Source organism: Pseudomonas fontis (assembly GCF_028656955.1).
Classification (GTDB): domain Bacteria; phylum Pseudomonadota; class Gammaproteobacteria; order Pseudomonadales; family Pseudomonadaceae; genus Aquipseudomonas; species Aquipseudomonas fontis.
Window position 1 is genome coordinate 82412 of record NZ_JAMDGY010000017.1, and the last position, 25622, is coordinate 108033.

28 protein-coding genes are annotated in these 25622 nt (G+C 64.0%); 21 read left to right on the plus strand and 7 right to left on the minus strand.

Going from position 1 to position 25622, the window contains the following annotated elements; all coding sequences use genetic code 11:
• Nucleotides 1-7 precede the first annotated feature (7 nt).
• Genes M5G11_RS06785 through M5G11_RS06840 form a run of 12 tightly spaced genes read left to right on the plus strand, consistent with a single transcriptional unit; the run spans nucleotide 8 to nucleotide 8910 of the window.
• The gene (locus tag M5G11_RS06785; protein WP_273911220.1) at nucleotides 8-1711 is read left to right on the plus strand and encodes a GspE/PulE family protein; all 1704 of its coding nucleotides are present in this window, start codon (nucleotides 8-10) and stop codon (nucleotides 1709-1711) included.
• Nucleotides 1692-2483, plus strand: coding sequence for a hypothetical protein (locus tag M5G11_RS06790; RefSeq protein WP_273911221.1), 792 nt, complete (start codon nucleotides 1692-1694; stop codon nucleotides 2481-2483). Before M5G11_RS06785 ends, M5G11_RS06790 begins: the two co-directional genes overlap by 20 nt.
• 1 nt (nucleotide 2484) lies before the next feature.
• Nucleotides 2485-3027 (plus strand): PilN domain-containing protein, encoded by a 543-nt coding sequence (locus M5G11_RS06795; RefSeq protein WP_273911222.1) that lies wholly within the window; start codon nucleotides 2485-2487, stop codon nucleotides 3025-3027.
• Nucleotides 3014-3559 carry a type 4a pilus biogenesis protein PilO gene (pilO, locus tag M5G11_RS06800; protein ID WP_273911223.1) on the plus strand — a complete coding sequence of 182 codons (546 nt, stop codon included), beginning with the start codon at nucleotides 3014-3016 and terminating at the stop codon, nucleotides 3557-3559. Before M5G11_RS06795 ends, pilO begins: the two co-directional genes overlap by 14 nt.
• A complete protein-coding gene (locus M5G11_RS06805) occupies nucleotides 3559-4059 on the plus strand; it encodes a hypothetical protein (protein WP_273911224.1) in 501 nt (166 codons plus the stop codon). Before pilO ends, M5G11_RS06805 begins: the two co-directional genes overlap by 1 nt.
• On the plus strand, nucleotides 4056-5879 hold the full coding sequence (locus M5G11_RS06810; RefSeq protein ID WP_273911225.1) for a secretin N-terminal domain-containing protein: 1824 nt from the start codon (nucleotides 4056-4058) through the stop codon (nucleotides 5877-5879). The genes M5G11_RS06805 and M5G11_RS06810 overlap by 4 nt, the downstream gene beginning before the upstream one ends.
• Nucleotides 5880-5882: 3 nt before the next feature.
• Entirely contained in the window at nucleotides 5883-6356 is a 474-nt protein-coding gene (locus tag M5G11_RS06815) for a type II secretion system protein (RefSeq protein WP_273911226.1), read from the plus strand.
• A gap of 5 nt (nucleotides 6357-6361) precedes the next feature.
• On the plus strand, nucleotides 6362-6736 hold the full coding sequence (locus M5G11_RS06820; RefSeq protein ID WP_273911227.1) for a type II secretion system protein: 375 nt from the start codon (nucleotides 6362-6364) through the stop codon (nucleotides 6734-6736).
• On the plus strand, nucleotides 6711-7238 hold the full coding sequence (locus M5G11_RS06825; RefSeq protein WP_273911228.1) for a type II secretion system protein: 528 nt from the start codon (nucleotides 6711-6713) through the stop codon (nucleotides 7236-7238). Before M5G11_RS06820 ends, M5G11_RS06825 begins: the two co-directional genes overlap by 26 nt.
• Nucleotides 7235-7630, plus strand: coding sequence for a curli production assembly/transport protein CsgE (gene csgE / locus M5G11_RS06830; protein ID WP_273911229.1), 396 nt, complete (start codon nucleotides 7235-7237; stop codon nucleotides 7628-7630). The genes M5G11_RS06825 and csgE overlap by 4 nt, the downstream gene beginning before the upstream one ends.
• Complete coding sequence (locus M5G11_RS06835; protein ID WP_273911230.1) at nucleotides 7627-8046, plus strand: curli assembly protein CsgF; 420 nt, start codon at nucleotides 7627-7629, stop codon at nucleotides 8044-8046. Before csgE ends, M5G11_RS06835 begins: the two co-directional genes overlap by 4 nt.
• A gap of 30 nt (nucleotides 8047-8076) precedes the next feature.
• Nucleotides 8077-8910, plus strand: a complete 834-nt coding sequence (locus M5G11_RS06840) for a CsgG/HfaB family protein (protein WP_273911231.1) — start codon at nucleotides 8077-8079, stop codon at nucleotides 8908-8910.
• A gap of 56 nt (nucleotides 8911-8966) precedes the next feature.
• Here the strand turns inward: M5G11_RS06840 and lpxO are convergent, their stop codons facing one another.
• Nucleotides 8967-9866 (minus strand): lipid A hydroxylase LpxO, encoded by a 900-nt coding sequence (gene lpxO / locus M5G11_RS06845; RefSeq protein WP_273911232.1) that lies wholly within the window; start codon nucleotides 9864-9866, stop codon nucleotides 8967-8969.
• 206 nt (nucleotides 9867-10072) lie between these two features.
• Nucleotides 10073-10606 carry a cysteine hydrolase family protein gene (locus M5G11_RS06850; RefSeq protein WP_273911233.1) on the minus strand — a complete coding sequence of 178 codons (534 nt, stop codon included), beginning with the start codon at nucleotides 10604-10606 and terminating at the stop codon, nucleotides 10073-10075.
• Nucleotides 10607-10798: 192 nt separating this feature from the next.
• Here M5G11_RS06850 and M5G11_RS06855 point away from each other — a divergent pair, with 192 nt between their 5' ends.
• Both M5G11_RS06855 and M5G11_RS06860 read left to right on the plus strand, forming a co-directional pair.
• On the plus strand, nucleotides 10799-11227 hold the full coding sequence (locus tag M5G11_RS06855; RefSeq protein ID WP_273911234.1) for a TOBE domain-containing protein: 429 nt from the start codon (nucleotides 10799-10801) through the stop codon (nucleotides 11225-11227).
• Nucleotides 11228-11341: 114 nt separating this feature from the next.
• Nucleotides 11342-11695: a DUF1428 domain-containing protein gene (locus tag M5G11_RS06860; protein ID WP_273911235.1), complete on the plus strand. Its 354-nt coding sequence runs from the start codon at nucleotides 11342-11344 to the stop codon at nucleotides 11693-11695.
• Between the two features lie 83 nt (nucleotides 11696-11778).
• Here the strand turns inward: M5G11_RS06860 and M5G11_RS06865 are convergent, their stop codons facing one another.
• From M5G11_RS06865 to M5G11_RS06875, 3 genes are read right to left on the minus strand one after another with little or no spacing between them, the layout of a single operon-like run.
• Complete coding sequence (locus M5G11_RS06865; RefSeq protein WP_273911236.1) at nucleotides 11779-12612, minus strand: helix-turn-helix transcriptional regulator; 834 nt, start codon at nucleotides 12610-12612, stop codon at nucleotides 11779-11781.
• Nucleotides 12613-12933: an AzlD domain-containing protein gene (locus tag M5G11_RS06870; RefSeq protein ID WP_273911237.1), complete on the minus strand. Its 321-nt coding sequence runs from the start codon at nucleotides 12931-12933 to the stop codon at nucleotides 12613-12615. It abuts the gene before it with no gap.
• Nucleotides 12930-13631: an AzlC family ABC transporter permease gene (locus M5G11_RS06875; RefSeq protein WP_273911238.1), complete on the minus strand. Its 702-nt coding sequence runs from the start codon at nucleotides 13629-13631 to the stop codon at nucleotides 12930-12932. Before M5G11_RS06875 ends, M5G11_RS06870 begins: the two co-directional genes overlap by 4 nt.
• 164 nt (nucleotides 13632-13795) lie before the next feature.
• Here M5G11_RS06875 and M5G11_RS06880 point away from each other — a divergent pair, with 164 nt between their 5' ends.
• The 5 genes from M5G11_RS06880 to garD all read left to right on the plus strand — a co-directional run bounded on the left by M5G11_RS06880 (nucleotide 13796) and on the right by garD (nucleotide 20093).
• The gene (locus M5G11_RS06880; protein ID WP_273911239.1) at nucleotides 13796-14533 is read left to right on the plus strand and encodes a FadR/GntR family transcriptional regulator; all 738 of its coding nucleotides are present in this window, start codon (nucleotides 13796-13798) and stop codon (nucleotides 14531-14533) included.
• A 182-nt stretch (nucleotides 14534-14715) separates the two neighbouring features.
• A complete protein-coding gene (kdgD, locus tag M5G11_RS06885) occupies nucleotides 14716-15627 on the plus strand; it encodes a 5-dehydro-4-deoxyglucarate dehydratase (protein ID WP_273911240.1) in 912 nt (303 codons plus the stop codon).
• A gap of 13 nt (nucleotides 15628-15640) precedes the next feature.
• Nucleotides 15641-17080, plus strand: coding sequence for an aldehyde dehydrogenase family protein (locus tag M5G11_RS06890; protein WP_273911241.1), 1440 nt, complete (start codon nucleotides 15641-15643; stop codon nucleotides 17078-17080).
• A 79-nt stretch (nucleotides 17081-17159) separates the two neighbouring features.
• Nucleotides 17160-18521 carry an MFS transporter gene (locus M5G11_RS06895; RefSeq protein ID WP_273911242.1) on the plus strand — a complete coding sequence of 454 codons (1362 nt, stop codon included), beginning with the start codon at nucleotides 17160-17162 and terminating at the stop codon, nucleotides 18519-18521.
• A 15-nt stretch (nucleotides 18522-18536) separates the two neighbouring features.
• On the plus strand, nucleotides 18537-20093 hold the full coding sequence (gene garD / locus M5G11_RS06900) for a galactarate dehydratase (protein WP_273911243.1): 1557 nt from the start codon (nucleotides 18537-18539) through the stop codon (nucleotides 20091-20093).
• Here the strand turns inward: garD and M5G11_RS06905 are convergent, their stop codons facing one another.
• Both M5G11_RS06905 and M5G11_RS06910 read right to left on the minus strand, forming a co-directional pair.
• Nucleotides 20094-20750: a sel1 repeat family protein gene (locus M5G11_RS06905; protein ID WP_273911256.1), complete on the minus strand. Its 657-nt coding sequence runs from the start codon at nucleotides 20748-20750 to the stop codon at nucleotides 20094-20096.
• Between the two features lie 201 nt (nucleotides 20751-20951).
• A complete protein-coding gene (locus M5G11_RS06910) occupies nucleotides 20952-21851 on the minus strand; it encodes a LysR family transcriptional regulator (protein WP_273911244.1) in 900 nt (299 codons plus the stop codon).
• A 114-nt stretch (nucleotides 21852-21965) separates the two neighbouring features.
• Here M5G11_RS06910 and M5G11_RS06915 point away from each other — a divergent pair, with 114 nt between their 5' ends.
• Both M5G11_RS06915 and M5G11_RS06920 read left to right on the plus strand, forming a co-directional pair.
• Nucleotides 21966-23186 (plus strand): MFS transporter, encoded by a 1221-nt coding sequence (locus tag M5G11_RS06915; RefSeq protein ID WP_273911245.1) that lies wholly within the window; start codon nucleotides 21966-21968, stop codon nucleotides 23184-23186.
• A 54-nt stretch (nucleotides 23187-23240) separates the two neighbouring features.
• On the plus strand, nucleotides 23241-25616 hold the full coding sequence (locus M5G11_RS06920) for a DNA polymerase II (protein WP_273911246.1): 2376 nt from the start codon (nucleotides 23241-23243) through the stop codon (nucleotides 25614-25616).
• Nucleotides 25617-25622: the final 6 nt, after the last annotated feature.

Sequence of the window (25622 nt, forward strand, 5' to 3'; positions counted from 1 at the left end):
GCAAGCCATGGAACCGTTGTCGTTCGCCGTTGCGTCCGCCACCGCCTGCCCACCGATCACCCTCGGTCGCGAGCTGCTGGCCCAGGCCCGCGGCCAAGCCGAACACAGTGGCGAACGCCTGATCGAAACCCTGCGGGTACTGAGCAACCTCAGCCCTGAAGGTTTCGTCAGCAGCCTGGGTGCCACCCTGCATTACCCGGTACTCGACAGCGCCACGCTGTTTGCCGCCACCCCACGCTTCGATCAAGTCAGCCTGGCCCAGTGCCTGAAACGCGAGTTCCTGTTGATCGAGCAGGCCGGGCAGACCGTCGGCGTGTTTGCCGACCCCTTCGACGCCGCCCGCCTGGCCTGGATCGACGACTGCCTGCAAGGCGCGCCGCTGTACCTGGTGCAGGCGGCCGACCTGAGCGGCTTTCTCGCCCGCCAGGAAGAAAGCTTCCACGCCGTTGATTCGCTGGGCAGCGAAGGCGAGGCCGGCAGTGAAGGCGAAGCGCTGCAAAGCTTGTCGTTGACCAGCATCAGCGAAGACCAGAGCCGGGTGGTCAAGCTGGTCAACTCGACGCTCTACGATGCACTGAAGATGCATGCCAGCGACATTCACCTGGGTGTTACCGGCAGTGGCCTGGTGATCAAATACCGCATCGACGGCGTGCTCAACAGCATCAGCAAGGTCAGTGGCAGCGAGTTTGCCGACCAGGTGATCTCGCGGATCAAGGTCATGGCCGAGCTGGATATCGGCGAGAAGCGCGTACCGCAGGACGGCCGCTTCAAGATCGGCATCAGCGCCCGGCAAATCGACTTTCGCGTATCGATCATGCCGAGCATCTTCGGTGAAGACGCGGTGCTGCGGGTGCTCGACAAACAGGACCTGGCCGACCGCGTCAGCGGCGTACAACTGCAAGCCCTGGGCTTCGAGGAACACACCCTGCGCAGCCTGCGCCGGCTGGCCGGTGAGCCCTACGGGATGATCCTGGTCACCGGCCCCACCGGCAGCGGCAAGACCACCACCCTCTACGCCATGATCAGCGAGATCAACCACGGCGTGGACAAGATCATCACCATCGAAGACCCGGTGGAATATCAGCTGCCGGGGGTGTTGCAGATCCCGGTCAACGAGAAGAAGGGCCTGACCTTCGCCCGTGGCCTGCGCTCGATCCTGCGCCACGACCCGGACAAGATCATGGTCGGCGAGATCCGTGACCCCGACACCGCGCAGATCGCCGTGCAATCGGCGCTCACCGGGCACCTGGTGTTCACCACCATCCACGCCAACAACGTCTTCGATGTGATCGGCCGCTTCAGCCAGATGCAGGTCGACCCCTACAGCTTTGTCTCCGCATTGAATGCCGTTTTGGCCCAGCGCCTGATTCGCCTGGTGTGCCCGCACTGCGCGGTGCCACACCCGCCAAGCGCCGAGGAACTGAGCGCTTCGGGCCTGCAGGCCGACCAGGTGGCCGGCTACCAGTTTGTCCACGGCGGCGGTTGCGGCCAGTGCCGGGGCAGTGGTTATCGCGGGCGCACGGCGATTGCCGAGTTGCTGCACCTGGACGACGAGCTGCGCCAGATGATCGTCGAACGCCAACCGATTGCCCGCATCAAGGCCCTGGCCTGCCAGCGCGGGCTGCGCCTGTTGCGCAGCTCGGCACTGGAGCTGGTGCGTGATGGCCGGACCACGCTTGAGGAGATCAACCGTGTCACATTTATCGCCTGATCGGTTTATCGCCGTGCTCGGCGCCCAGGGCGTCGGCCTGGCCCAACGCCAGGGCAGCCAGCAACACTGGCTGGGCAGCGTCGGCTTCATTGCCGAGCGCAGCCAGGCCTGGGCCGTGGCTCTTGATGCGCTGCAAGGCCTGCTGGCCGAACGCGCGGGGCAGGGCGGACGCCTGAGCCTGGTGGTCTCGGCGCAGTATTGCCGTTACTGCCTGGTGCCCTGGAGCGCCGAGATTCATCGGCCGCAGGAGCTGCAGGCTTACGCCCGCGCCTGTTTCGAGGCGCACTACGGGCAGTCGCTGGAGGGCTGGCGGGTAATCCTCGCGAATGCGCCAAGCGGCCATGCACGCATCGCGGCAGCCCTGCCGGAAGCCCTGTTGCAGCGGGTTGCCGAACTGAGCCGGCAGGCCGCGCTGAACCTGCATTCAGTGCAGCCCTACCTGATGACCGCATTCAACCATTTCGCCGATGTGCTGGTGCACGACGACTTTCTCTTCCTGCTTGCCGAGCCGCAACGCAGCGTGCTGTTACTGGCGCAGGGCGGGCACTGGCAGCAGCTGCGCTCACTGGGCAGCAGCGACAACGACGCCGCCCTGGAGGCCTTGATCCACCGCGAATGCGAACTGCAGGACGGCGTGATGAACCTCTACCTGCACGCGCCGGGCCGGCTGCAAACCCGCCCGCAACTGCAGGGCGTGGCCTTGTGTGAACTGCCTGTGGAGACCGCGCCGGTGCACGATGTGTTGTGCACCATGGCGCGGGCGGTGGCTTGAGATGCGCCGCCTGAACCTGGAATTCCAGCCCCGTCGCCAGGGCCCGCTGACCTGGCTGCCACTGGCTGCCGGTGCAGTAGTGCTGCTCGCCGCGGTTGCCGTGCAGCAACACCTCGACAGCCAACAGAGCGCCCTGAACACCCACCTGCAAGGGGTCGAGCAGCAACTGGGCATCCGCCCGCGCAGCCAGCCGGCGCTGACCTCGGCGCAAAGTCGCGAACAGGCTGAGAGCCTGGCGCAGATGCGCAGTTTGTCGCAGCAACTGCAACGCCCCTGGGAGCGCCTGTTCAGCATGCTCGAAGGCCTGCCGCAAGACGATGTGGCACTGCTGACCCTGACCCCGGATGCGCGCAAGGGCCAGGTGCGCATCAGTGCCGAGGCGCGCGACCTGGAAGCCATGCTGGCGTTCCACAAACGCCTCGAAGCCAGCGGCGAGCTGCGCGATGTGTCGCTGCTCAACCACGAGATCCAGGTCAAGCAGGCCGAACACCCGGTGCAATTCAACCTGTCAGCCAGTTGGGAGATCGGCGATGCGCGTCTCTAGCCTGATGGTGCATGAACACCTCCAGCGTATTGGCTGGCCGACCCTGGCCGGTGCCGCGCTGGTCCTGCTGGGCCTGGCCTATGGCGCCAGCCTGGTGCCGCAGTGGCAGCAACTGCAAGCCTTGCGCGTGCAGACGGGCGCAGCGGATGTGCAGTTGCTGCAACTGCAACGCGGCGAACGCAAGGCCGTGGTGGCCCAGGACGATCCGCTGCAAGACCTGCACAAGCAACTGCCGGCCCAGCCGCAAGCCACCGAGGCGATTGACCGCATCTACAGCCTGGCGCGCAGCGAAAAAATCAGCCTGGCGCGCGGCGAGTACTCGCTGGGGGTCGACCCCAAGACCCACCTGGCGCGCTACCAGATCCTCCTGCCACTGCGCGGCACTTATCCGCAAATCCGCCGCTTCCTGCACGCGCTGCTCGGCCAACTGCCGGCGCTGGTGCTTGAAGACATCGACCTGCAACGTAAACGGATCGGCGATAGCGAGCTGACCGGGCGCGTGCGCATGACCCTTTACCTGTCGAGGTCATGATGAACACTCAACGCTTGCTGGGCTGGACCGCATTCCTCGGGATCGCCGCACTGCTGACCTGGGCCCCCGACTATTTCTTTGGCCAGGGCGACGGCGCCAGTGACAGCGCCCTGGCCGTTGCCCCGCGCAGCCAGGTGGCCACGCCGGTATCAGCGACCGTGGCGAAAGCCCGCTCGACACAGGCCGCCGTCGACCTGTTTGCCAGCAAGAGCTGGAAACCCGCCGCAGTGTTGGCCAGCGTTACCGAACAAGCGGTGATCGCCGCCCCGGTCGAGGTCACCCCGGTGGCGCCGGCCTTGCCGTTCCAGTTCGTCGGTCGCCTGAACGATCGTGACGATCAGCAGGTGTTCCTGCAAAGCGGCGAAAAACTCTACGTCGTGCGCCGTGGCGACGTGATCGAAGACACCTACCGGATCGAGCAGATCTCCGCCACGGAGCTGAGCCTGGTCTATCTGCCCTTGCACCTGTCGCAGACTTTGTCTGTAGGGAGCGCACCATGAATTCGCCACGCCTTCGCACTACCGCGCCGTTCTTGCTGCTGGCGCTTTTCGTGGCCGTTGCCGGCTGCACGGGTACCAGCGCCGTGCGCAAGGATGGCCAGGCACTGATCGCCGAGGGGCAATACGAAGCCGGCCTGGCGGTGATGGAGCAGGGCCTGGTCGATGCGCCCCGTGACCCGGAACTCAAGATTGCCTTGTCCCAGGGCCGGGTGAAGGCGGTGGAGTCGCTGCTGACCCAGGGCGACAACGACCGCAGCCGGCACAACTTTGGCGGTGCACGCATGGCCTACGGCCGGGTGCTGACCATCGAGCCGCAGAACCGCCGGGCCCAGGAAGGGGTGCGCCAGATCGAGATGCTGCGCAACATCGATGAACGCACCGCGCTGGGCCAGGCGGCGCTGCGCCGTGGCGACCTGTTCGGCGCCGAGCGGCACATGCGCGAAGTGCTCCAGCTCGACCCGCAGAACGCCGGCGCGCTGGGGCTGCGCAAGGACATCGAACTGGTACAGAGCCGTACCGCGCAACCCAACCCGCAACTGCGCGCCAAGCTGGATCGCCCGGTCACCCTGGAGTTTCGCGATGCCAACCTGAAAACCATCTTCGAGGTGCTGTCGCAGGTGGCGGGGCTGAACTTCATCTTCGACAAGGACCTGCGCCCGGACATGAAGGCCACGATTTTCGTGCGCGATGTGCGCATCGAGGACGCCGTGGCCCTGCTGCTGGAACAGAACCAGCTGCACCAGAAAGTGGTGAACGACAACACCTTGCTGGTCTACCCCGACTCGCCGCAGAAGACCAAGGATTATCAGGAACTGGTGATGAAAACCTTCTACCTGACCAGCATCGACTCCAACACCGCGCTGAACATGATCAAGACCATGCTCAAGACCCGCGACGTATTCGTCGATGAGCGCCTCAACACCCTGACCATGCGCGACACGGTAGACGCCATCCGCATGGCCGAGAAGCTGCTGCAATCCCAGGACCAGTCCAACCCCGAGGTGGTGCTGGAAGTGGAGGTGATGGAGGTGGCCCGCTCGCGCATCCTCGACCTGGGCCTGCAATGGCCGAACACCTTCGGCGTGCTCAACAGCGATGGCAACCCGGTGTCGATCCTTGATGAGCTGAAGGGCATCAACTCTTCGCGCATTTCCATCTCGCCGTCGCCACAGCTGAAAATCAACGCTCAGGACAAAGACGTCAACACCCTGGCAAGCCCGGTGATCCGCGTCAGCAACCGCGAGCAGGCGCGTATCCACATCGGCCAGCGGGTGCCGATCATCAGCGCTACCTCGGTGCCCTCGACCCAGGGCCCGGTGATCACCGAAAGCGTGACCTACCTGGACGTCGGCCTGAAGCTTGAAGTGCAGCCGATCGTCCACCTGAACAACGAAGTGGCGATCAAGATCGCCCTGGAAGTGAGCAACGCCGTAGCCCTGGAGCCGACCCGCCAGGGCACTATCCCGGTGCAGGTCGATACCCGCAATGCGCAGACCACCCTGCGCCTGCATGACGGCGAAACCCAGGTGCTGGCCGGGCTGGTGCGCAACGACCAGGGCAGCTCGGGCAACAAGATTCCGGGGCTGGGCGACATCCCCGGCCTGGGCCGGCTGTTCGGCAGCAACAACGACAACTCCAGCAAATCCGAGCTGGTGCTGGCGATCACCCCGCGCATCGTGCGCAACCTGCCGTACCAGAGCCCGTCGGACATGGAGTTCAACACCGGCACCGAAACCAGCATGCAGATCCGCAACCTCAACCGCGACATTGAAATCCCGGCCCAGCCCATCGCGGCCGTGCCGACTGCGGCGAGGCCTTGAGCCATGAAACGCCCAGCACGCGGGTTCACCCTGATCGAGGTGGTGCTGACACTGGCGCTGATCGGCCTGCTGGCCGCCATCGCCGCGCCGCTGACCGAGACCCTGGTACGCCGGGGCAAGGAGCAGGAGCTGAAAAACGCCCTGTACCAGGTGCGCGATGCCATCGACGCCTACAAGCGCGCCTACGACGCCGGCTACATCGAGAAGAACCTCAATGGCAGCGGCTACCCGCCAAGCCTGGCGGTGCTGGCCAATGGCGTGCGCGATGTGCGCAGTGCCAAGGGCGCCAAGCTGTACTTCCTGCGGCGCATCCCGCATGACCCGCTGCGCCGCGTGAAGGACGACGATCAAGGCGGTTGGGGCCTGCGTGCCTATGACAGCCCGGCCGACAGCCCGCGCGATGGCGAGGATGTCTTCGACGTGTACTCGCAAGCGCCGGGCAAGGGCCTCAACGGCATTGCCTACAGCCAATGGTGAATGACATGCGCCACGACAAGGGCTTCACCCTCATCGAATTGCTGGTGGTGATGGCGATCATCGCGACCCTGATCACCATCGCCATGCCGCGCTATTTCTCCAGCCTGGAAACCTCCAAGGAGACCACGCTGCGCCAGAGCCTGTCGGTGATGCGCGAAGCGCTGGACCACTACTACGGCGACACCGGGCACTACCCCGATTCGCTTGAGCAACTGGTCGACCAGCGCTACCTGCGCGCCGCGCCCCTGGACCCGATTACCGAGCGCCGCGACCTGTGGCAAGTGCTGCCACCACCAGACGGTGTGGCCGGCGGGGTGGGCGATATCAAGAGCGGTGCTACCGGGAGGGCGCGTGATGGCAGCCTCTATGCAGAGTGGTAAGCGCGCCGAAGCGGGCTTTACCTACCTGGGCGTGCTGTTGCTGATCGCCCTGATGGGGATTGCCCTGGCCGCCACTGGCGAGCTGTGGTCCACCGTGGCCCAGCGCGAGCGCGAACGCGAGTTGCTGTGGGTCGGCACCCAGTATGCCCAGGCGCTGCGCAGCTACTACCGCACTTCGCCGGGCCTGGCGCAGTACCCGCAGACCCTCGACGACCTGCTCAAGGACCCGCGCTTCCCCGGCACCAAGCGCCACCTGCGCCAGTTGTACCAGGACCCGATTACCCGCAGTGACGACTGGGGCCTGCTGCGCTCGGTGGATGGGCGCATTACCGGGGTATACAGCCGCTCGCAGCAGCTGCCGCTCAAGCAGTCCGGCTTTGCCGCGCAGTGGGCCGACTTTGCCGGCCTGACGCACTACGCCGACTGGCAGTTCGCCGCCGAGAGCGCCTTTGTCGACAACGGTCGCAAGGCCTCCCGCGTACAGACCGGAGCCGAGCAATGAAGCGGCTATTGCGGGTGACCGTGCTGGCCCTGGCGCTGCTGGGCAATACGGCGCGGGGCGGAGAGGAGGACGAGATGATGGGTTTCATCGTCGACTACACCGTCTCGCACATCGGCCATGACTTCTACAACAGCTTTGCCGAGCGGCTGCGTGCCACCAGCCGCCTGGATTTCAACCTGGTGGTACGCGAGCGGCCGGATGCGCGCTGGGGCAGCCTGGTGACGGTCGAGTTCCAGCAACGCTTGATCTACCGGCGCTTCCTGCCACCCAACACCGTTGAACTCAAGGACGTGGCCTATGAGGCCGCGGACCTGGTCAGGGCAGAGATTGTCCAGCGCAAGCTGCAGTCGCTGCTGCAAGACACCACCGATCTGGAGAGGGACGAGCTATGAACAACAAAAACATCCCGGGCCTGGCCGCGTGCCTGTTGCTGGCCAGCCTTGCTACCCAGGGCACGGCCACCGAGCTGGTCTACACGCCGGTCAACCCCTCGTTTGGCGGCAACCCGCTCAATGGCACCTGGCTGCTGAACAACGCCCAGGCGCAGAACGACCATGAAGACCCGGCGATCAAGAACCGCACCTCGGGGTTGGCCGCGACCTCTGCGCTTGAGCGTTTCAGCAGCCAGTTGCAGTCGCGCATGCTCTCGCAGTTGCTCGACAACATTGCCAATGGCAATACCGGGAGCATGTCGACGGACTCGTTCATCATCAACGTGATCGATGACTCCGGCGCCTTGAGCATCCAGGTGACCGACCGGGCGACCGGGGAAGTGTCGGTCATCGAAGTCAGTGGTTTGAACCCTTGAGCGGTAGCGTGACATCCAGGAGCGACGAACATGAAACGACTACTGACCACCTTGCTGATCCTCGCCTCATTGCAAGGGTGCAACCTGCGTGAGCCAATGTCGGCCGAGGACACCGAGAGCCCGACCCTGACGCCACGGGCCTCGACCTACTACGACCTGATCAACATGCCGCGCCCTAAAGGCCGCTTGATGGCAGTGGTCTACGGCTTCCGTGACCAGACCGGGCAATACAAGCCGACGCCGGCCAGCTCGTTTTCGACCAGCGTGACTCAAGGCGCGGCAAGCATGCTGATGGACGCGTTGCAAGCCAGTGGCTGGTTCGTGGTGCTGGAGCGTGAAGGGCTGCAGAACCTGCTGACCGAGCGCAAGATCATCCGCGCGTCGCAGAAAAAACCGGACACGCCGGTGAACATCGCCGGCGAGCTACCGCCGTTGCAGGCGGCCAACCTGATGCTTGAAGGCGGGATCATTGCCTACGACACCAACGTACGCAGCGGTGGTGAAGGGGCGCGTTACCTGGGCATCGACATTTCCCGCGAGTACCGGGTCGACCAGGTCACGGTGAACCTGCGGGCGGTGGATGTGCGCAGCGGGCAGGTGCTGGCCAATGTGATGACCAGCAAGACCATCTATTCGGTGGGGCGCAGCGCCGGGGTGTTCAAGTTCATCGAATTCAAGAAGCTGCTGGAGGCGGAGGTGGGCTACACCACCAACGAGCCGGCGCAACTGTGTGTGCTGTCGGCCATTGAATCGGCGGTGGGGCACCTGCTGGCCCAGGGCATCGAGCGGCGCCTGTGGCAGGCGGCGGGGGAAGGGGACAAGGCGGTGCTGGACAAGTATCTGAGTCAGTATCAGCAGCAGTGACCCCATCGCGGCACATGCCTTGCCGGCGAAGGCCGCAACGCGGCCCCGGCTGTCGATCAGATGTAGATGAACACCAGTACCAGCGCCGCTACTACCAGCCATTTTTCCAGGTAGTAGCGCAGGCGGTTGCGCTTCTTCAGTGCCTTGCCGCGTTCGCGGATCTTGTAGATGCGGGTGAACAGCCGGTTGATGCCGCCGGTCTTGTCGCCGGCATCGTTCGGCGCTGCCGCTGCGGCCATCACATTGCTGCTGAACCAGCGGTTGAAGGCGGTTGCCCAGCGGTATTTCAGCGGTCGCTCGACGTCGCAGAACAGGATGATGCGGTTGTGGTCGGTCTGGTTGGCGGCGTAGTGGATGTAGGTTTCATCGAACACCACGGCCTCGCCGTCGCGCCAGTGATAGTTTTCGCCGTCTACGCAGATGTAGCAGCCTTCATCGTTCGGCGTGTCCAGGCCCAGGTGATAACGGTAGGAACCGGCATACGGGTCACGGTGGCGCACCAGCTTCGAGCCTGGCGGCAGGGTGGCGAACATCGCCGCCTTGACCGAGCCGATGCCTTGCAGCAGCTCCGTGGTACGCGGGCAGAGCTTCATCGCCGATGGGTGGCTCTCGCCGTACCACTTCAGGTAAAAGCGCTTCCAGCCGCTCTTGAAGAACGAGTTGAAGCCGACGTCGTCGTAGTTCTGCGAGCTCTTGATCTCGCCGACATGCAGCAGTTGTTGGGCTTCTGCGCGGATCTCCTGCCAGTTGTCCTGCAACGGCTTGAGCTCGGGGAACGCCTCGACCGGCAGGTACGGCTTGGCCGGCAACCGGGAGAACAGATAGAGGAAGGCGTTGACCGGGGCCAGGAAACTGGAATGGTCACCCAGCTGGCGGGTGATCTTGTGGCGTACCTTGCCGCGAAAATGCACGTAGGCAATGGACAGCGCGAATAACAGAACGAGCAATAGTTTCATGGACGGTTACTTGTCGATGTGGCGATGCGCCATGGCATAAGCCCGCCAGCATAAACAATCAGAATTAATGTTTGTACTAATTGTTGTGCATTTTTAGGGCAGACATTGGTGGTAGTGGCACCGCGTGATCAGGTGCAGTCTGGATGGATCGACAAGGCTTGAGGTTGGCTTGAATTCATCGCGGGACCAGCCCGCTCCCACCGGGGCTAAAACCGCACTTCTGCGGCTGGCAGCACCTTGATGCGTGGGCCGAAACTGGTCATGTTGGCGAAGGTGACGTTGTGGTGGTCAATGATTTTTCGGGCAGTCAGCACGCCGTTGTCCACGCTGGTATGACCATCCTTGACCAGCACCACGTCATAACCACGGGACAAGGCCTGGCGCACCGTGGTGTCGACGCAAAAGTCGCTCTGCATGCCGCAGGTGATCAGGCGCGTGATGCCGCGTGCTTCCAGCTGGGCCTGCAGGTCGGTCTTGTTGAACGAGTCTGGGGTGGTCTTGCGCACGTAGATGTCCTGCGCCGAGACGCTCAACGTTTCGGGCAACTGCCAGCCCGGGCTGCCATGCTGCATTGGCGCCTGGTGCTCTTCATGCTGCACCACAATCACCGGCACGCCCTGGGCCCGGGCCTGGGTGCTGATGGCGTTGATTCGCGCAATCACACCCTGCGCATCGAGGGTGGCGTATTCGCCCTCGCACAACGCCTGTTGCACATCGATGATCAGCAAAGCAGTGCTCATGAGGCTCCTCCATCCATAGGGTTTGCCGCTACGCCGGCCGGCGTGGCAACGTGGCGATTCTGCCTGTGATTGAATCGGCTGAATACTCTGGCGCGTGCGTAACCTCAGCACTGCGCTGTATTTGTAATCACACAACGCTTTACTGGAAGATCCGCAAAACCTAACTTACAAGTCAAGAAAAGGATCGTCACCATGAAAGTCAGCGCCCGCAACGTGTTCAAAGGTACCGTCAGCCAGGTCAAGGAAGGTTCGGTCAATGCCGAAGTCGCCCTGACCCTGCCGGGCGGCGAGGAACTGGTTGCCGTGGTTACCCTGGAAAGCCTCAAGAACCTCGGCATTGCCCAGGGCAAGCCGGCCATCGCCCTGATCAAGGCACCATGGGTCATGCTGATGACCGAAGCCAGCGACATTCGCCTGTCGGCGCGCAACTGCCTGCAAGGCGAAGTGATCAGTGTCACCGATGGCGCGGTCAATGCCGAAGTTACCCTGCGTTTGAACGGCGGCACCGAGGTCTATGCCATCGTCACCCGCCACGCCGTCAGCGAGCTGGGCCTGGCGCCGGGCGTCAGTGCCACGGCGGTGATCAAGGCATCGCATATCATCCTGGGCGTTCCGGCCTGATCAGTGCTTGCGCAGCGACCGCTGGTCGCTGCGCCTGAATTCTCCTGACCAACCTGTCGATTCGGCACCGCTGGGTTCGACCATCTCGTACACACCCAAGGCAGGAGTTGCCTCATGTCGTATGTAGATGGTTTTGTCGCGGCGGTGCCCACCGCCAATCGCGAAAAATTCAAGCAGCACGCCACAACGGCCGCTGAGATCTTCAAGGAATGCGGGGCGCTGAGCGTTACCGAATGCTGGGGGGATGATGTGCCGGATGGCAAGCTCACTTCGTTTCCGTTGGCGGTGAAGCTCAAGCCGGACGAAACGGTGGTGTTTTCCTGGATTGTCTGGCCATCACGGGAAAAACGCGACGCCGGGATGCAGAAGCTGATGAGCGACCCGCGCATGGACCCGGCAGCCAACCCCATGCCCTTTGATGGGCAACGCATGATTTTTGGTGGGTTCCAGGTACTGCTTGAGGTCTGATTACTGCCCATCGCGGGACGAGCCCGCTCCCACAGAAATCCTGATAGCCCATGTGGGAGCGGGCTCGTCCCGCGATGGGGCCTTCAATGCCCCGAACAGGCGCGCCGATACTCCCCGGGCGTCACTCCATACGCCTGCTTGAACTGCCGGTTCAAATGGCTCTGGTCAGAAAACCCCAAGGCAAATGCCACCGTCAGCGGCGGGCAATCCTGCCTGAGCATCTCCCGGGCCCGGCCCAGGCGACGTTGCTTGAGCCACGCATGGGGCGGCAGCCCGGTGGCCTGGCGAAACACTCGGGCAAAGTGAAACGGCGACAACCCCACTTCAGCTGCCAGTTGCTCAAGCGACGGCGGACACGCCAGCAGGCTGTCGAGCAGCTCCTTGGCCCGTGCCACCGCCCCCGGCTCGTGCCCGGGCAACGGGGTGCCACGCACCCGCGCATGGCGCTGTACCAGCATCAACACCGCTTCGCGCCACGCCGTTTGCTGCTCCAATGCACTGGCGTCATGCTCGGCCGAGCAGTGCAGCCCACTGAATGCCCTGGCCAGTTGCGGGTCCTGGATCACGCTGGCATCGAAAATCGGCAGCCCGCAACGCTTGAGCTCCAGCTCGTCGAGCACCCCGGTAATGCGCTCGGTATCAGGGTAGTAACCGCGATAACGCCAGCCTTGCTCGTGGGCCTTGGCGCCGGTGTGCAGCTCATCCGGATTGATCAACACCATGCTCCCGACCGGCGCCAGGTGCTCGCTGCCACGGTGCCAGAAACGCTGGGCACCGGACTCGATGATGGTGATCACATACCCTTCATGCACATGCGGGGCGAAGCGCTGCTGCACGTAGCGGGCATGCAGCATTTCGATGTCGCCCAGTGCCTGGGCCTGCCAGAAGCGGGTCTGTTCCAAAGGAGAGGTTTTCATTTACGCGCCGTTGAGCCACCAGCGATAGACAAAGAAAAACGCCATGCTCGCCAGCATGCTGAACAAGGTACTGCGGGTCAACAACACCAGCACGATGGCCACCAGCGAACCGACCAGGTACGGGCTGCTCGGGCTCAGGTCCAGTTGGTGATTGGGCAGGAACACGATCGGGCCGCAAATCGCCGTGAGCATGCCCGGCACCGCAAAGCCGAGGAACTGCCGCGCATTGGAGCTCAAGCGCAACGGCAGCCGGGGTTCGATGAACGCGTAGCGGTTGAGAAAGACCACCAGGCCCATGCCGAAGATCACTACAAAGGTCATGCACGTGCTCCCGAGAATTTCTGACAGATGAAACCGGCCGTCATGCCCAGCAGGCCGGCGGCCACCAGCGCGGTTTCCCAGTGCCAATAGCTGAACAGTACCGAACAGAACAACGACACGGCCACGCATACCACCGTGGGTACATTGCGCACCACCGGGGCGATCAGCGCGACAAAGGTGGCGACGATGGAGAAGTCCAGGCCGAGTTGATCCAGGTGCGGGATATTGCGCCCCAACACGATGCCGGCCAGGGTGAACAGGTTCCAGGCGATATAGAACGTCAGCCCGACGCCCAGGGCGTACCAGCGGTTGAACTGCTGTTTGTCGTATTGGCTGACGAGGGCGAAGAACTCGTCGGTCAACAGGAATGCCAGGCCCATGCGCCAGCGCACTGGCAGGTCGGACAGCACCGGGCGCATCGACAACCCATACAGCAGGTGCTGCGAAGTCAGCAACAAGGTGGTCAGCAGGATCGAGAACAGGTTGGCGCCGCCCTTGAGCATGCCGATCGCCACAAGCTGGGCCGCACCGGCAAAGACAATCGCCGACAGGCCCTGGCCTTCCAGCGGCGTGAGGTTAGCTTCAATCGCCATCGAACCGGCCAGCAAGCCCCACGGCGCAACGGCCAAAGAAAGCGGCAGGATGGCGATGGCGCCACGGGTGAAGGCGTGGCGGGCGAGGGCAGGGTGGGTCGACATAGGGAAGGCACAGGTTCTGAGTCGGTCGATCAGCATGCCAGAGCGTTCGCTGCGAGGCTTGAACGATCTTGCTATGCACGCGGATTATCTGGCGAGGGGCGGGCAAGACGACCGCGTGACGATGAGGTAGGATGACGTACCACTTGTCAGACAACCTGTGAACCATGTCGATTACCGCCGCCCCCCGCAAACGTCCCCGCAGCCTCGCCCAGGACCTGGTCGCCGAGCTGACCCAGCGCATCCGCGATGGCCAGATCAAGCCGGGTGAAAAGCTGCCCACCGAATCGGCGATCATGACCCAGCAGGGGGTCAGCCGCACCGTGGTGCGCGAAGCCATTTCGCGCTTGCAGGCCGGCGGCCTGGTGGAAACCCGGCACGGCATCGGCACCTTCGTGCTGGACCTGCCCAACGACGGGCCGTTTCGCATCGACCCGGCCACCATCGTCACCCTGGGCGACGTGCTGGCCATTCTGGAGCTGCGTATCAGCCTGGAAGTGGAGTCGGCAGGCCTTGCCGCGCAGCGGCGCGTACCGGCGCAGTTGCAGTCCATGCGCGAGGCGCTGGATGCGCTGCAACGCAGCCAGGCCCACGGCAGCGATGCAGTGGCGGCGGATTTCCAGTTTCACTTTCGCATTGCCGAGGCCACCGGCAACCGCTATTTCACCGACATCATGGGGCACCTGGGGGCGAGCATCATCCCGCGTACCCGGGTGAACTCGGCGCGTATCGCCCATGACGACCAGGCGAACTACCTGGCGCGGGTCAATCGCGAACATGAAGACATCTATGACGCGATTGCCCGAGGTGACGCCGACGGTGCCCGCGCCGCCATGCGCCTGCACCTGACCAACAGCCGCGAACGCCTGCGCAAAGCCCACGAGGCAGCCCAACAGGGCGCCTGAACCGGTGCCGGCCGAGCGCCGGCAACGCTACCTTTCATCGATCAACATCCCGCCGCTGAAAAATAAGAGATCGTACAACTTGTCGATATTTATCATGAGTTGTACGATGACGTACGACAACCGGCAGCCTGCCGACTGTTCCACCACCTGCCCATAACAATTTCAGCTCAAGGTGATCGTCGATGAACCCACTCGCTCTCAAATCCATTCTCTCTTCCGGCCTGCTGTCGTTCCCGGTGACCGACTTCGACGCGGCGGGGGACTTCCGTGCGGACACCTACGCCCGTCGCCTGGAATGGCTGGCCCCGTATGGCGCCAGTGCGCTGTTCGCAGCGGGGGGGACCGGCGAGTTTTTCTCGCTTGAGCCGAACGAGTACAGCCAGGTGATCAAGACTGCGGTCGATACCTGCAAGGGCCAGGTGCCGATTCTTGCCGGTGCCGGCGGCCCGACCCGCCAGGCCATTGCCTACGCCCAGGAAGCGGAACGCCTCGGCGCTGCCGGCATCCTGCTGATGCCGCACTACCTGACCGAAGCCAGCCAGCAAGGCCTGGTCAATCACGTCGAGCAGGTCTGCAAGTCGGTGGATTTCGGGGTGGTGGTGTACAACCGCAACGTCTGCCGGCTGAATGCCGACAGCCTGGAACAACTGGTCGAGCGCTGCCCGAACCTGATCGGCTTCAAGGACGGCATCGGCGAAATCGAGCCAATGGTGGCCATCCGTCGTCGCCTCGGCGAGCGCTTGACCTACCTCGGCGGCCTGCCGACGGCTGAAGTCTATGCCGCTGCCTATAAGGCCCTGGGCGTGCCGGTGTATTCCTCGGCGGTGTTCAACTTCATTCCCAAGACGGCCATGGATTTCTACAACGCCGTCGCCACCGACGATCACGCCACGGTCAACCGCCTGATTGATGACTTCTTCCTGCCGTACCTGGCCATCCGCAACCGTTGCGAAGGCTACGGCGTGAGCATCATCAAGGCCGGTGCCCGCCTGGTCGGCCACGACGCCGGCCCGGTCCGCGCGCCGTTGACCGACCTGCTGCCTGATGAAGTCGAGCAGCTTGATGCACTGATCCAGTCCCTGGGCGCGCAATAAGGCAGAGGTTGTCATGACTGAACAATTCAAGCAGTACATTGGCGGGCGTTGGGTGTGCACTGAGCAGTACGCCGCCAACTACAACCCGTCCGATCTTGCCGATGTCGTCGGCGAGTACGCCCAGGCTGACAGCCAGTGCGTGCAGGACGCAGTTGCCGCCGCTGAAGCCGCCTTCCCGGCGTGGTCGCAAAGCAACGTGCAGGTGCGCGCCGACGCCCTGGACAAGGTGGGCAGCGAGATCCTCGCCCGACGCAGCGAGCTGGGGGCATTGCTGGCACGCGAAGAAGGCAAGACCTTGCCCGAGGCGGTGGGCGAAGTGACCCGCGCCGGCAATATCTTCAAGTTCTTTGCCGGCGAGTGCCTGCGCCTGAGCGGCGATCTGCTGGGCTCGGTGCGCCCTGGTGTCGGCGTCGAAGTGACCCGTGAACCCATCGGTGTGGTCGGCCTGATCACCCCATGGAACTTCCCGATTGCGATCCCCGCCTGGAAGATCGCCCCGGCCCTGGCCTACGGCAACTGCGTGGTCATGAAGCCTGCCGACCTGGTACCGGGCTGCGCCTGGGCGCTGGCGGAGATCATCTCCCGCGCAGGCTTCCCCGATGGCGTGTTCAACCTGGTCATGGGGCGCGGCAGCGTGGTCGGTGAAGCGCTGGTCAATCACCCGGGCGTGGCCGGGGTGAGCTTCACCGGTTCGGTGAGCGTCGGCCGGCGCATCGCCGCGCAATGTGTGGCCCGCCAGGCGCGCGTGCAACTGGAAATGGGCGGCAAGAACCCGCAGGTGGTACTGGATGACGCAGACCTGGCGCAGGCCGTGGAGCTCTCGGTACAAAGTGCCTTCTATTCCACCGGTCAACGCTGCACGGCATCCAGCCGGCTGATTGTCACCGAGGGGATTTACCCGCGCTTTGTCGAAGCGATGCTTGAACGCATGGCGAAGATCAAGGTGGGGCATGCCCTGGAAAGCGGCATCGATATCGGCCCGGTGGTGTCCGAGGCGCAACTGGCGCAGAACCTGGAGTATGTCGCCATTGGCCAGCAGGAAGGGGCACGCCTGCTCTGCGGCGGTGAACGCCTCGGCCGTGCCACCGATGGCTACTACATGGCCCCGGCCTTGTTCAGCGAGACCAGCGCGCAGATGCGCATCAACCGTGAGGAAATCTTCGGCCCGGTGGCCAGCATCTTGCGCGTCAAGGATTACGAGCAGGCCCTCGAGGCGTGCAACGCCAGCGAATTCGGCCTGTCGGCCGGTATCGCCACCACCTCGCTCAAGTACGCCAACCACTTCAAGCGCAACGCCCAGGCCGGCATGGTCATGGTCAACCTGCCCACGGCCGGGGTGGATTACCACGTACCGTTCGGCGGGCGCAAAGGTTCGTCCTATGGCCCGCGTGAGCAGGGTCGTTACGCCCAGGAGTTCTACACCACGGTAAAGACCACCTACATCGGCGCCTGACCTCGCCAACGGCCCGTTCGTCGAACGGGCCGCGGAAAATTGCTACCCGCACAACAATAATTAGTGGGAGTTAACCGCCATGCAAAGCGAAAACAAATCGCACGTTCGCTACCTGATCCTGCTCATGCTGTTCCTGGTGACCACGATCAACTATGCCGACCGCGCCACCATTGCCATTGCCGGCTCCAGCCTGCAAAAAGACCTGGGTATCGATGCGGTCACCTTGGGCTATATCTTCTCGGCCTTCGGCTGGGCCTATGTCGCGGGTCAAATCCCCGGCGGCTGGTTGCTCGACCGCTTCGGCTCGAAAAAAGTCTACGCCGCCGGGATCTTCACCTGGTCGCTGTTCACCCTGCTGCAAGGTTTCGTCGGCGGCATGCCGGTGGCCTGGGCGGTGACCACGCTGTTCATCCTGCGCTTTCTGGTGGGCTTTGCCGAAGCCCCGTCGTTCCCGGGCAATGCGCGCATTGTCGCTGCCTGGTTCCCAACCGCCGAACGGGGCACTGCCTCGGCCGTGTTCAACTCGGCGCAGTACTTTGCCACCGCCTTGTTCGCGCCGATCATGGGCTGGATCGTCTTCCACTTTGGCTGGGAGCACGTGTTCGTGGTGATGGGGGTGCTGGGCATTTTGTTCTCCGGCATCTGGCTGAAGACCATCTACAACCCCAAGGAACACCCGCGCATCAGCGCTGCCGAGCTTGCCCATATCGAACAGAACGGCGGCCTGGTCGACATGGACCAGCGCCGTGGCAACGACGGGCCGAAATGGGGCTACATCAAGCAACTGCTGACCAGCCGCATGCTCCTGGGGGTGTACCTGGGCCAGTACTGCATCAACGCGATTACCTACTTCTTCCTGACCTGGTTCCCGGTGTACCTGGTGCAGGAACGCGGCATGACCATCCTCAAGGCCGGCATAGTTGCCTCGCTGCCAGCCATCTGCGGCTTCATTGGCGGGGTGCTCGGCGGCGTGCTGTCGGACTGGCTGCTGCGCCGTGGCCATTCGCTGACCTTCGCCCGCAAGCTGCCCATCGTCTGCGGCCTGATGCTGTCCACCACCATGGTGTTCTGCAACTATGTCCAGGCGGAGTGGATGGTGGTCGGCTTCATGACCCTGGCGTTCTTCGGCAAGGGCATCGGCGCGTTGGGCTGGGCAGTGGTCGCCGACACCTCGCCCAAGCAGATTGCCGGGTTGTCTGGCGGCCTGTTCAACACCTTCGGCAACATTGCCTCGATCACCACGCCAATCGTCATCGGCTACATCATCAGCGCCACCGGCTCGTTCAAGTGGGCCCTGGTGTATGTCGGCGCCAATGCGCTGGTGGCGGTGTTCAGCTACCTGGTGATTGTCGGCAAGATCGAGCGGGTCGAGTTGATCGACAGCCCAAAGCAGCCTGACGCAACAAAAGCACCGGGCGAAATGGCCTCGGCGCGTACCTGAGGTGAGGGTTCCATCATGCAGTTGATTCAACATCAGGACTCACCGCGCTACATCCGCCTGCACCCGGACGACAACGTCGGGGTGGTGGTCAACGAACAGGGCGTGGCGGCCGGCGGTTGTTTCGCCGACGGCCTGGTCGCCTGCGAGGCGATCCCGCAGAGCCACAAGGTCAACCTGCGCGATATCGCCGCGGGGGAGCCGGTGGTGCGCTACGGCACGGTAATTGGCCATGCGTTGCAGGCCATTGCCGCCGGCAGCTGGGTACGCGAGACCCTGCTGAGCATCCCCGACGCGCCACGCCTGGACAACCTGCCGATGGCCACCGCCGTGCCACCGACCCAGGCGCCGCTGGAGGGCTACAGCTTTGAAGGCTTTCGCAACCCGGATGGCAGCGTAGGTACCCGCAATATCCTTGGCGTCACCACCACTGTGCAGTGTGTGACCGGCGTGCTCGAGCATTGCATCGAACGCGCTCGGCGTGAACTGTTGCCGCGCTATCCAAACGTCGACGATGTGGTCGCGCTGACCCACAGCTACGGCTGCGGAGTGGCAATCAACGCCCCGGATGCGATCATTCCGATCCGCACGCTGCACAACATCAGCCGCAACCCCAACTTCGGTGGCCAGGCGCTAGTCATCGGCCTGGGCTGCGAAAAGCTCCAGGCCCAGCAGTTGATGCCGGGGGATGCGCTGACGGCTGACCAGGATGAAGAGGCCTGGCTGTTCCGCCTGCAGGATTCGGCGCAAGGTTTCAGCGGCATGGTCGAGCAGATCCTCGGCATGATCGACACGCGCCTGGCCGAGCTGAACCGTCGCCAGCGCGAGACCTGCCCAGCTTCGGAGCTGGTGGTCGGCATGCAGTGTGGCGGTAGCGATGCGTTCTCCGGGATCACTGCCAACCCGGCGCTGGGGGTGGCGGCCGATCTGCTGGTCAGGGCCGGGGCCACCGTGCTGTTTTCCGAAAACACCGAGGTGCGTGACGGCATTCACCTGCTGACGCCGCGCGCGGCCACGGCCGAAGTGGCCCAGGCGCTGGTGCGCGAGATGGACTGGTATGACCGCTACCTGGAACGCGGCCAGGCTGATCGCAGTGCCAACACCACACCGGGCAACAAGAAGGGCGGGCTGAACAACATCGTTGAAAAGGCCATGGGCTCGATTGCCAAGTCCGGCACCAGTGCGATTGCCGGGGTGCTGGCGCCGGGCGAGAAGGTGCGAGGTAAAGGCCTGATCTACTGCGCCACGCCGGCCAGTGACTTTGTCTGCGGCACGTTGCAGGTGGCGGCCGGGATGAACCTGCACATCTTCACCACCGGGCGCGGTACGCCCTATGGCTTGTCGATGGTGCCGGTGATCAAGGTGGCAACGCGCACCCAGCTGGCTGAGCGCTGGCCGGACCTGATCGACGTGGACGCCGGGCAGGTCACCTCGGGGCGTCTGAGCCTGGATGAGCTGGGTTGGCAGATCTTCCAGCTGTACCTGGAGGTCGCCAGTGGCCGTCAGCGCACCTGGGCTGAACGCCACCGTCTGCACAACGACCTGACCCTGTTCAACCCGGCGCCGGTGACCTGATCAGTTGAGGCTGATCAGGTGGCGTTGGGCAGTGGCGCAGCCGTTGATGTCGACGGCTTTCTGGAAGTACTGCGTGCGGTGCACGCGGTCAACGCTCGCCAGCAGGCGATAGACTTCGGCCTGGAAATCGCGCTGGCGCCCCCATTGCATCGCCAGGCCCTTGGGCCGCTCGCGCAGGCATTGCAGGCGGATGGCCGGTTGCGGGTAGTAGGCGGCAAACTGGCTGGCCTGGCTGTTAGCCCGTTCCAGCGCCCGGCGATAGCCGGCCTGCTCGCGCAGGTTCGGGCACCAGCCTTCCACCGCCAGCGCCGCCGGGGCAAAGCCCTGGTGCAGGCTGGCGTCAAGCAATGGGCAGACGGCTGAAGAAATCTCGGCGGCGGGCAAGTAGGTGATGTAGTGCAAGGCCAGGCGGTACTGGGCGACCGGATGATTCAACTCGGCGGCCTTTTGCAGCAGGTTCACCGCCGGCTCCAGCGAGCGCCCCAGTGCTTGCACCTGGCTCATCAGATCCTTTTCGCTCGGGCGGTCGTTCAGCGACAGGGTGCTGCTCTGCGTGTCGGCACTCTGCAGGAGCGGCAGGGCCTGACGGTAGAGCAGGTCGGCGTGAGGATCGATGCGAGGTTCGTCTGCCCAGGCCATCAAAGGCAGCAGGCACATCAGCGAATAGAAGGGACGATCAAACCGCACGTTGGTGATCCTTGTGCCCGAAGGTTGGCGGGCGGATAAATTCTGTTGCTCTGTTCATGGGTAGATCCGGCGGTCCTTCGGCTCAGCGTTCCTTGAATGCGGCGTCATTCTAGCCGCAGCGTGGGGTGTCCCGAAAGCCATCGGCGCAGATGGGCGATGGACGTAGCGGGTTCAGGGGCAGGTGGCGCCAGGAAACAGGCGCTGCTCCATGAAATCGATAAATACGCGCAATTTTGGTGCCAGCTGACGACTCGACGGCCACAGCAGGAACAGGCTGCCACTGCGCTCGAGGTGCTCCTCCAGCACCGTCACCAAGGCACCGCTGGCCAATTCGTCGCGCACGGTGAAGTCTGGCAGGCAGGCGATGCCTTGCCCGCGCAGGGCGAAGCAGATACGGGTTTCCAGATGGTTGCACACCATGTTCACCGGGATCTCGACATCGGCCATGCCTTCAATTTTACGCAGCGGCCAGCGCTGCATCTTGCCGCTGGTGACGAAGCGGTAATGCAGGCAATGGTGTTCGAGCAGGTCGCTGGGCAGCAGCGGTGTGCCTCGGCATTGGAAGTAGGCGGGCGAACCGACCAGTACCTGGCGGAAATTGCCCAGGCGCTTGGCAATCAGGCGCGAGTCCGACAGCTCGCCGGTGCGCAGGACCACGTCAAAGCCTTCGCCGACGATATCGACCATGCGGTCGCTGAAGTCCAGGTCCAGCTCGATCAGCGGGTACTGGGCAATGAAGTCGCTGAGCAGCGGCACGATCATCCCGCTCATTTGCGGCAGGCTGACCCGCAGGCGGCCACGTGGCGCCTGGCTGGCCTGGGTGAGCTCCAGTTCGGTGGCTTCGATCTCGGCCAGGATGCGCCGGCTGCGCTCCAGGAACAGCGTGCCCTCGGCGGTCAGGGTGATGCTGCGGGTGCTGCGGTGGAACAGGCGTACGGCGAGTTTCTGCTCCAGGCGCGCAACCCGCTTGCCGACCGCCGACGCGCTCACCCCCAGGGCCTTGCCCGCCGCGACGAAGCTGCGGGTTTCCGCCACCTTGATGAACACTACAAAGCCACTGAGGCTATCCACGCGCGATCTCCAATTACGGACATTGATGTCCGTGTTAAGCGGAATTCTAACCATCTTGTTCCGTAGTTGACGAGAGCCTATCGTGCTGCAACGTCAATTCACAGGAGCAGCACCATGTCCCAGAGCAGTTGCCCGGCCGAAGCCGGCCTTACCCAGGCGGATGCCGCCGAACCGCCGTTGCCGCTGTCCGGCTTGCTCGCGCTGTCGATGGCGGGATTTATCGCGATCCTTACCGAGACTTTGCCAGCCGGCCTGCTCGGGCATATCGCCGGCGGCTTGCAGGTCAGCGAGGCGATGGCCGGGCAGTTGGTGACGGCCTTTGCGCTGGGCGCGTTGCTGTCGGCCATTCCCCTGGTGACCTGGACCCAGGGCTGGCGCCGGCGCCGGGTGTTGTTGCTGGCGATTGTCGGTTTCGGGGTGTTCAACACCCTCACCGCCATCTCCCAGGACTACAGCCTGACGCTGGCCTCACGCTTCATGGCCGGGGTGGCGGCGGGCCTGGCCTGGGGGGTGATTGCCGGGTACGCCCGGCGCATGGTCAGTGCCAGCCAGCAGGGCCGGGCGATGGCCGTAGCCATGATCGGCGCGCCGATTGCGCTGTCCCTGGGGGTGCCGGCCGGGGCCTGGCTCGGTGATTTGTTCGGCTGGCGCCCGACCTTCGCGCTGATGTCGGTGGTGACACTGGTGCTGATTGCCTGGGTGCTGGCCAAGGTGCCGGATTTCGCCGGCCTGCCACCGGGCAAACGCGCTGGCTTTGTCCAGGTTCTGACCACCCCGGGGGTACGTTCGGTGTTGGCGGTGATTCTGACCTGGGTGCTGGCGCACAACATCCTCTACACCTACATCGTGCCGTTCCTGGCCGCTGCCGGGTTGGTGGGGCACACCGGGCAGGTGTTGCTGCTGTTCGGCCTGGCGGCACTGGGCGGGATTGTCGTGGTCGGGGCGTTGATCGACCGGCACTTGCGCCGCCTGGTACTGGGGAGCCTGGCCGGTTTTGGCGTGGCCTCGGTACTGCTTGGTTTGAGCACGGGTGAACCTTCGCTGGTGTACTTTAGCGTCGTGCTCTGGGGCCTGACCTTTGGCGGTGCGGGCACCTTGCTGCAAACCGCCAGTGCCGACGCGGCGGGCGAGGGCGCGGATGTCGCGCAGTCGATGATCGTCACGGTGTGGAACCTTGCCGTTGCCGGCGGCGGCGTGGTGGGCGGGGTATTGCTGAGTCAGGTGGGCGTTGGCAGCTTCCCCTGGGTGTTGGTCGCGCTGCTAGGCGTGGCGCTGGCCTTGACCTGGCGTGCTGATCGCCACGGTTTCCCGCTGGGCGGTCGCAATCCCGGCTAAGGCGTTGCGCCTCAGGTAGAATCCACCCACAGTCGAGTGTGTGAGGTTGCAGCGGTGGAGGTACAACAGGGCTTCGTCCTGACCCGTCAGTGGCGAGATACGCCGGGCGGTACGCAAGTGGAGTTCTGGTTGGCAACCGACCAGGGCCCACGTCAGGTACGTTTGCCGGTGCAGACTTCCGTGGCCTTCATCCCCGCCGAGCAGCGCGAGCGGGCCGAGGTCGTGCTGCGCGGGGAGCGCGATGTGGAACTGCGCCCCCTGGCCCTTCGCGACTTCGAGCAGCGTCCGGTGCTGGGCCTTTATTGCCGCCAGCACCGCCAGTTGATCCAGCTGGACAAGCGCTTGCGCGCGGCGGGTATCGACGTGTTGGAAGCCGATATCCGCCCGCCGGAGCGCTTCCTCATGGAGCGCTTCATTACCGCGCCGGTTAGCTTCAGCGGTACGCCCGATGGCAATGGCCTGCTGACCGAGGCCCAGCTCAAGCCCGCACCGAGTTATCGACCCACCCTGAAACTGGTGTCGCTGGACATCGAGACCACCGAGCGCGGCGAGCTGTATTCGATTGCCCTTGAAGGCTGTGGCCAGCGCCAGGTGTACATGCTCGGGCCGGCCAATGGCGATGCCACGGGCGTCGACTTCGACCTGGAATATTGCGACACCCGCGCCCAGTTGCTGGAGCGCCTGAACCAATGGCTGGCCGTGCATGACCCGGACGCGATCATCGGCTGGAACCTGGTGCAGTTCGACCTGCGCGTCCTGCAAAAGCATGCCGAGCAATTGAAGGTGCCGCTGCGCCTGGGGCGTGGCGGCGAGGTGATGGAGTGGCGCGAGCATGGCAGCCGCGCGCATTTCTTTGCCGGGGCTGCCGGGCGGCTGATCATCGACGGCATCGAGGCGCTGCGCTCGGCCACCTGGAGTTTCCCCTCGTTCAGCCTTGAGAACGTCGCGCAGACCCTGCTCGGCGAAGGCAAGGCCATCGATACGCCGTACCAGCGCATGGACGAAATCAACCGCATGTTCGCCGAGGACAAGCCGGCCCTGGCCCGCTACAACCTCAAGGACTGCGAGCTGGTAACGCGGATTTTCGCCAAGACCGAGTTGCTGACCTTCCTGCTGGAGCGCGCCACGGTCACCGGTTTGCCCGCTGACCGCAGCGGCGGTTCGGTGGCGGCGTTCTGTCACCTGTATATCCCGCTGATGCACCGCCAGGGTTTTGTTGCGCCGAGCCTGGGCGGCAAGCCGGAAGAAGCCAGCCCCGGCGGGTTTGTCATGGATTCGCGGCCGGGGCTGTACGAATCGGTGCTGGTGCTGGACTACAAGAGCCTGTACCCGTCGATCATCCGCACCTTCCTGATCGACCCGATTGGCTTGGTGGAGGGCTTGCGTAAGCCGGACGACGAGCATTCCGTGCCGGGCTTTCGCGGTGGGCGTTTCTCGCGCACGACACATTGCCTGCCGGCGATTGTCGAGCGTGTCTGGCAGGGGCGGGAAACAGCCAAGCGAGAAAACAATGCGCCGCTGTCCCAGGCGCTGAAAATCATCATGAATGCCTTCTATGGCGTGCTCGGCTCCAGCGGTTGCCGCTTCTTCGATCCGCGCCTGGCGTCGTCGATCACCATGCGCGGGCATGAAATCATGCGCCGCACCCGCGAGCTGATCGAGGCCCAGGGCTACACGGTGATCTACGGGGACACCGACTCCACCTTCGTCTGGCTCAAGAGCGCCCATGATGAAGCTGACGCGAGCCGTATCGGGCGCAGCCTGGTGCAGTTGGTCAATGACTGGTGGCGCGAGCACCTGCAGGACACCTACGGGTTGGTGAGCGCGCTGGAGCTGCAATTCGAAACGCATTACAAGCGCTTCCTGATGCCGACCATCCGCGGCGCGGAGGAGGGCAGCAAGAAACGCTATGCCGGGCTGGTGCAGCGTGCCGACGGGCAGGACGAGATGATTTACAAGGGCCTGGAAACCGTGCGCACCGATTGGTCGCCGCTGGCCCGGCAGTTTCAGCAGGAGCTGTATCAGCGGATCTTCCAGCGCCGGCCTTACCAGGAGTACCTGCGCGGCTATGTGCGCCAGACCCTGGCGGGTGAACTGGACGAGTTGCTGGTGTACCGCAAGCGCCTGCGCCGGCCGCTCACTGACTACCAGCGCAATGTACCGCCGCATGTACGGGCGGCGCGCATGGCCGATGAATACAACGACCGCCAGGGCCGTCCGCGTCAATACCAGAACGGTGGCTGGATCAGCTACGTGATCACCCTGGGCGGGCCGGAGCCCCTGGAGAACCGCCGCAGCGGCATCGACTACGAGCACTATTTGAGCCGGCAATTGCAGCCAATTGCCGACGCGATCCTGCCATTTGTTGGGGATGATTTCAGTGCGCTGATCGACCGGCAGATGGGTCTGTTCCAGGACAGTGAAGTGTAGCGGCAC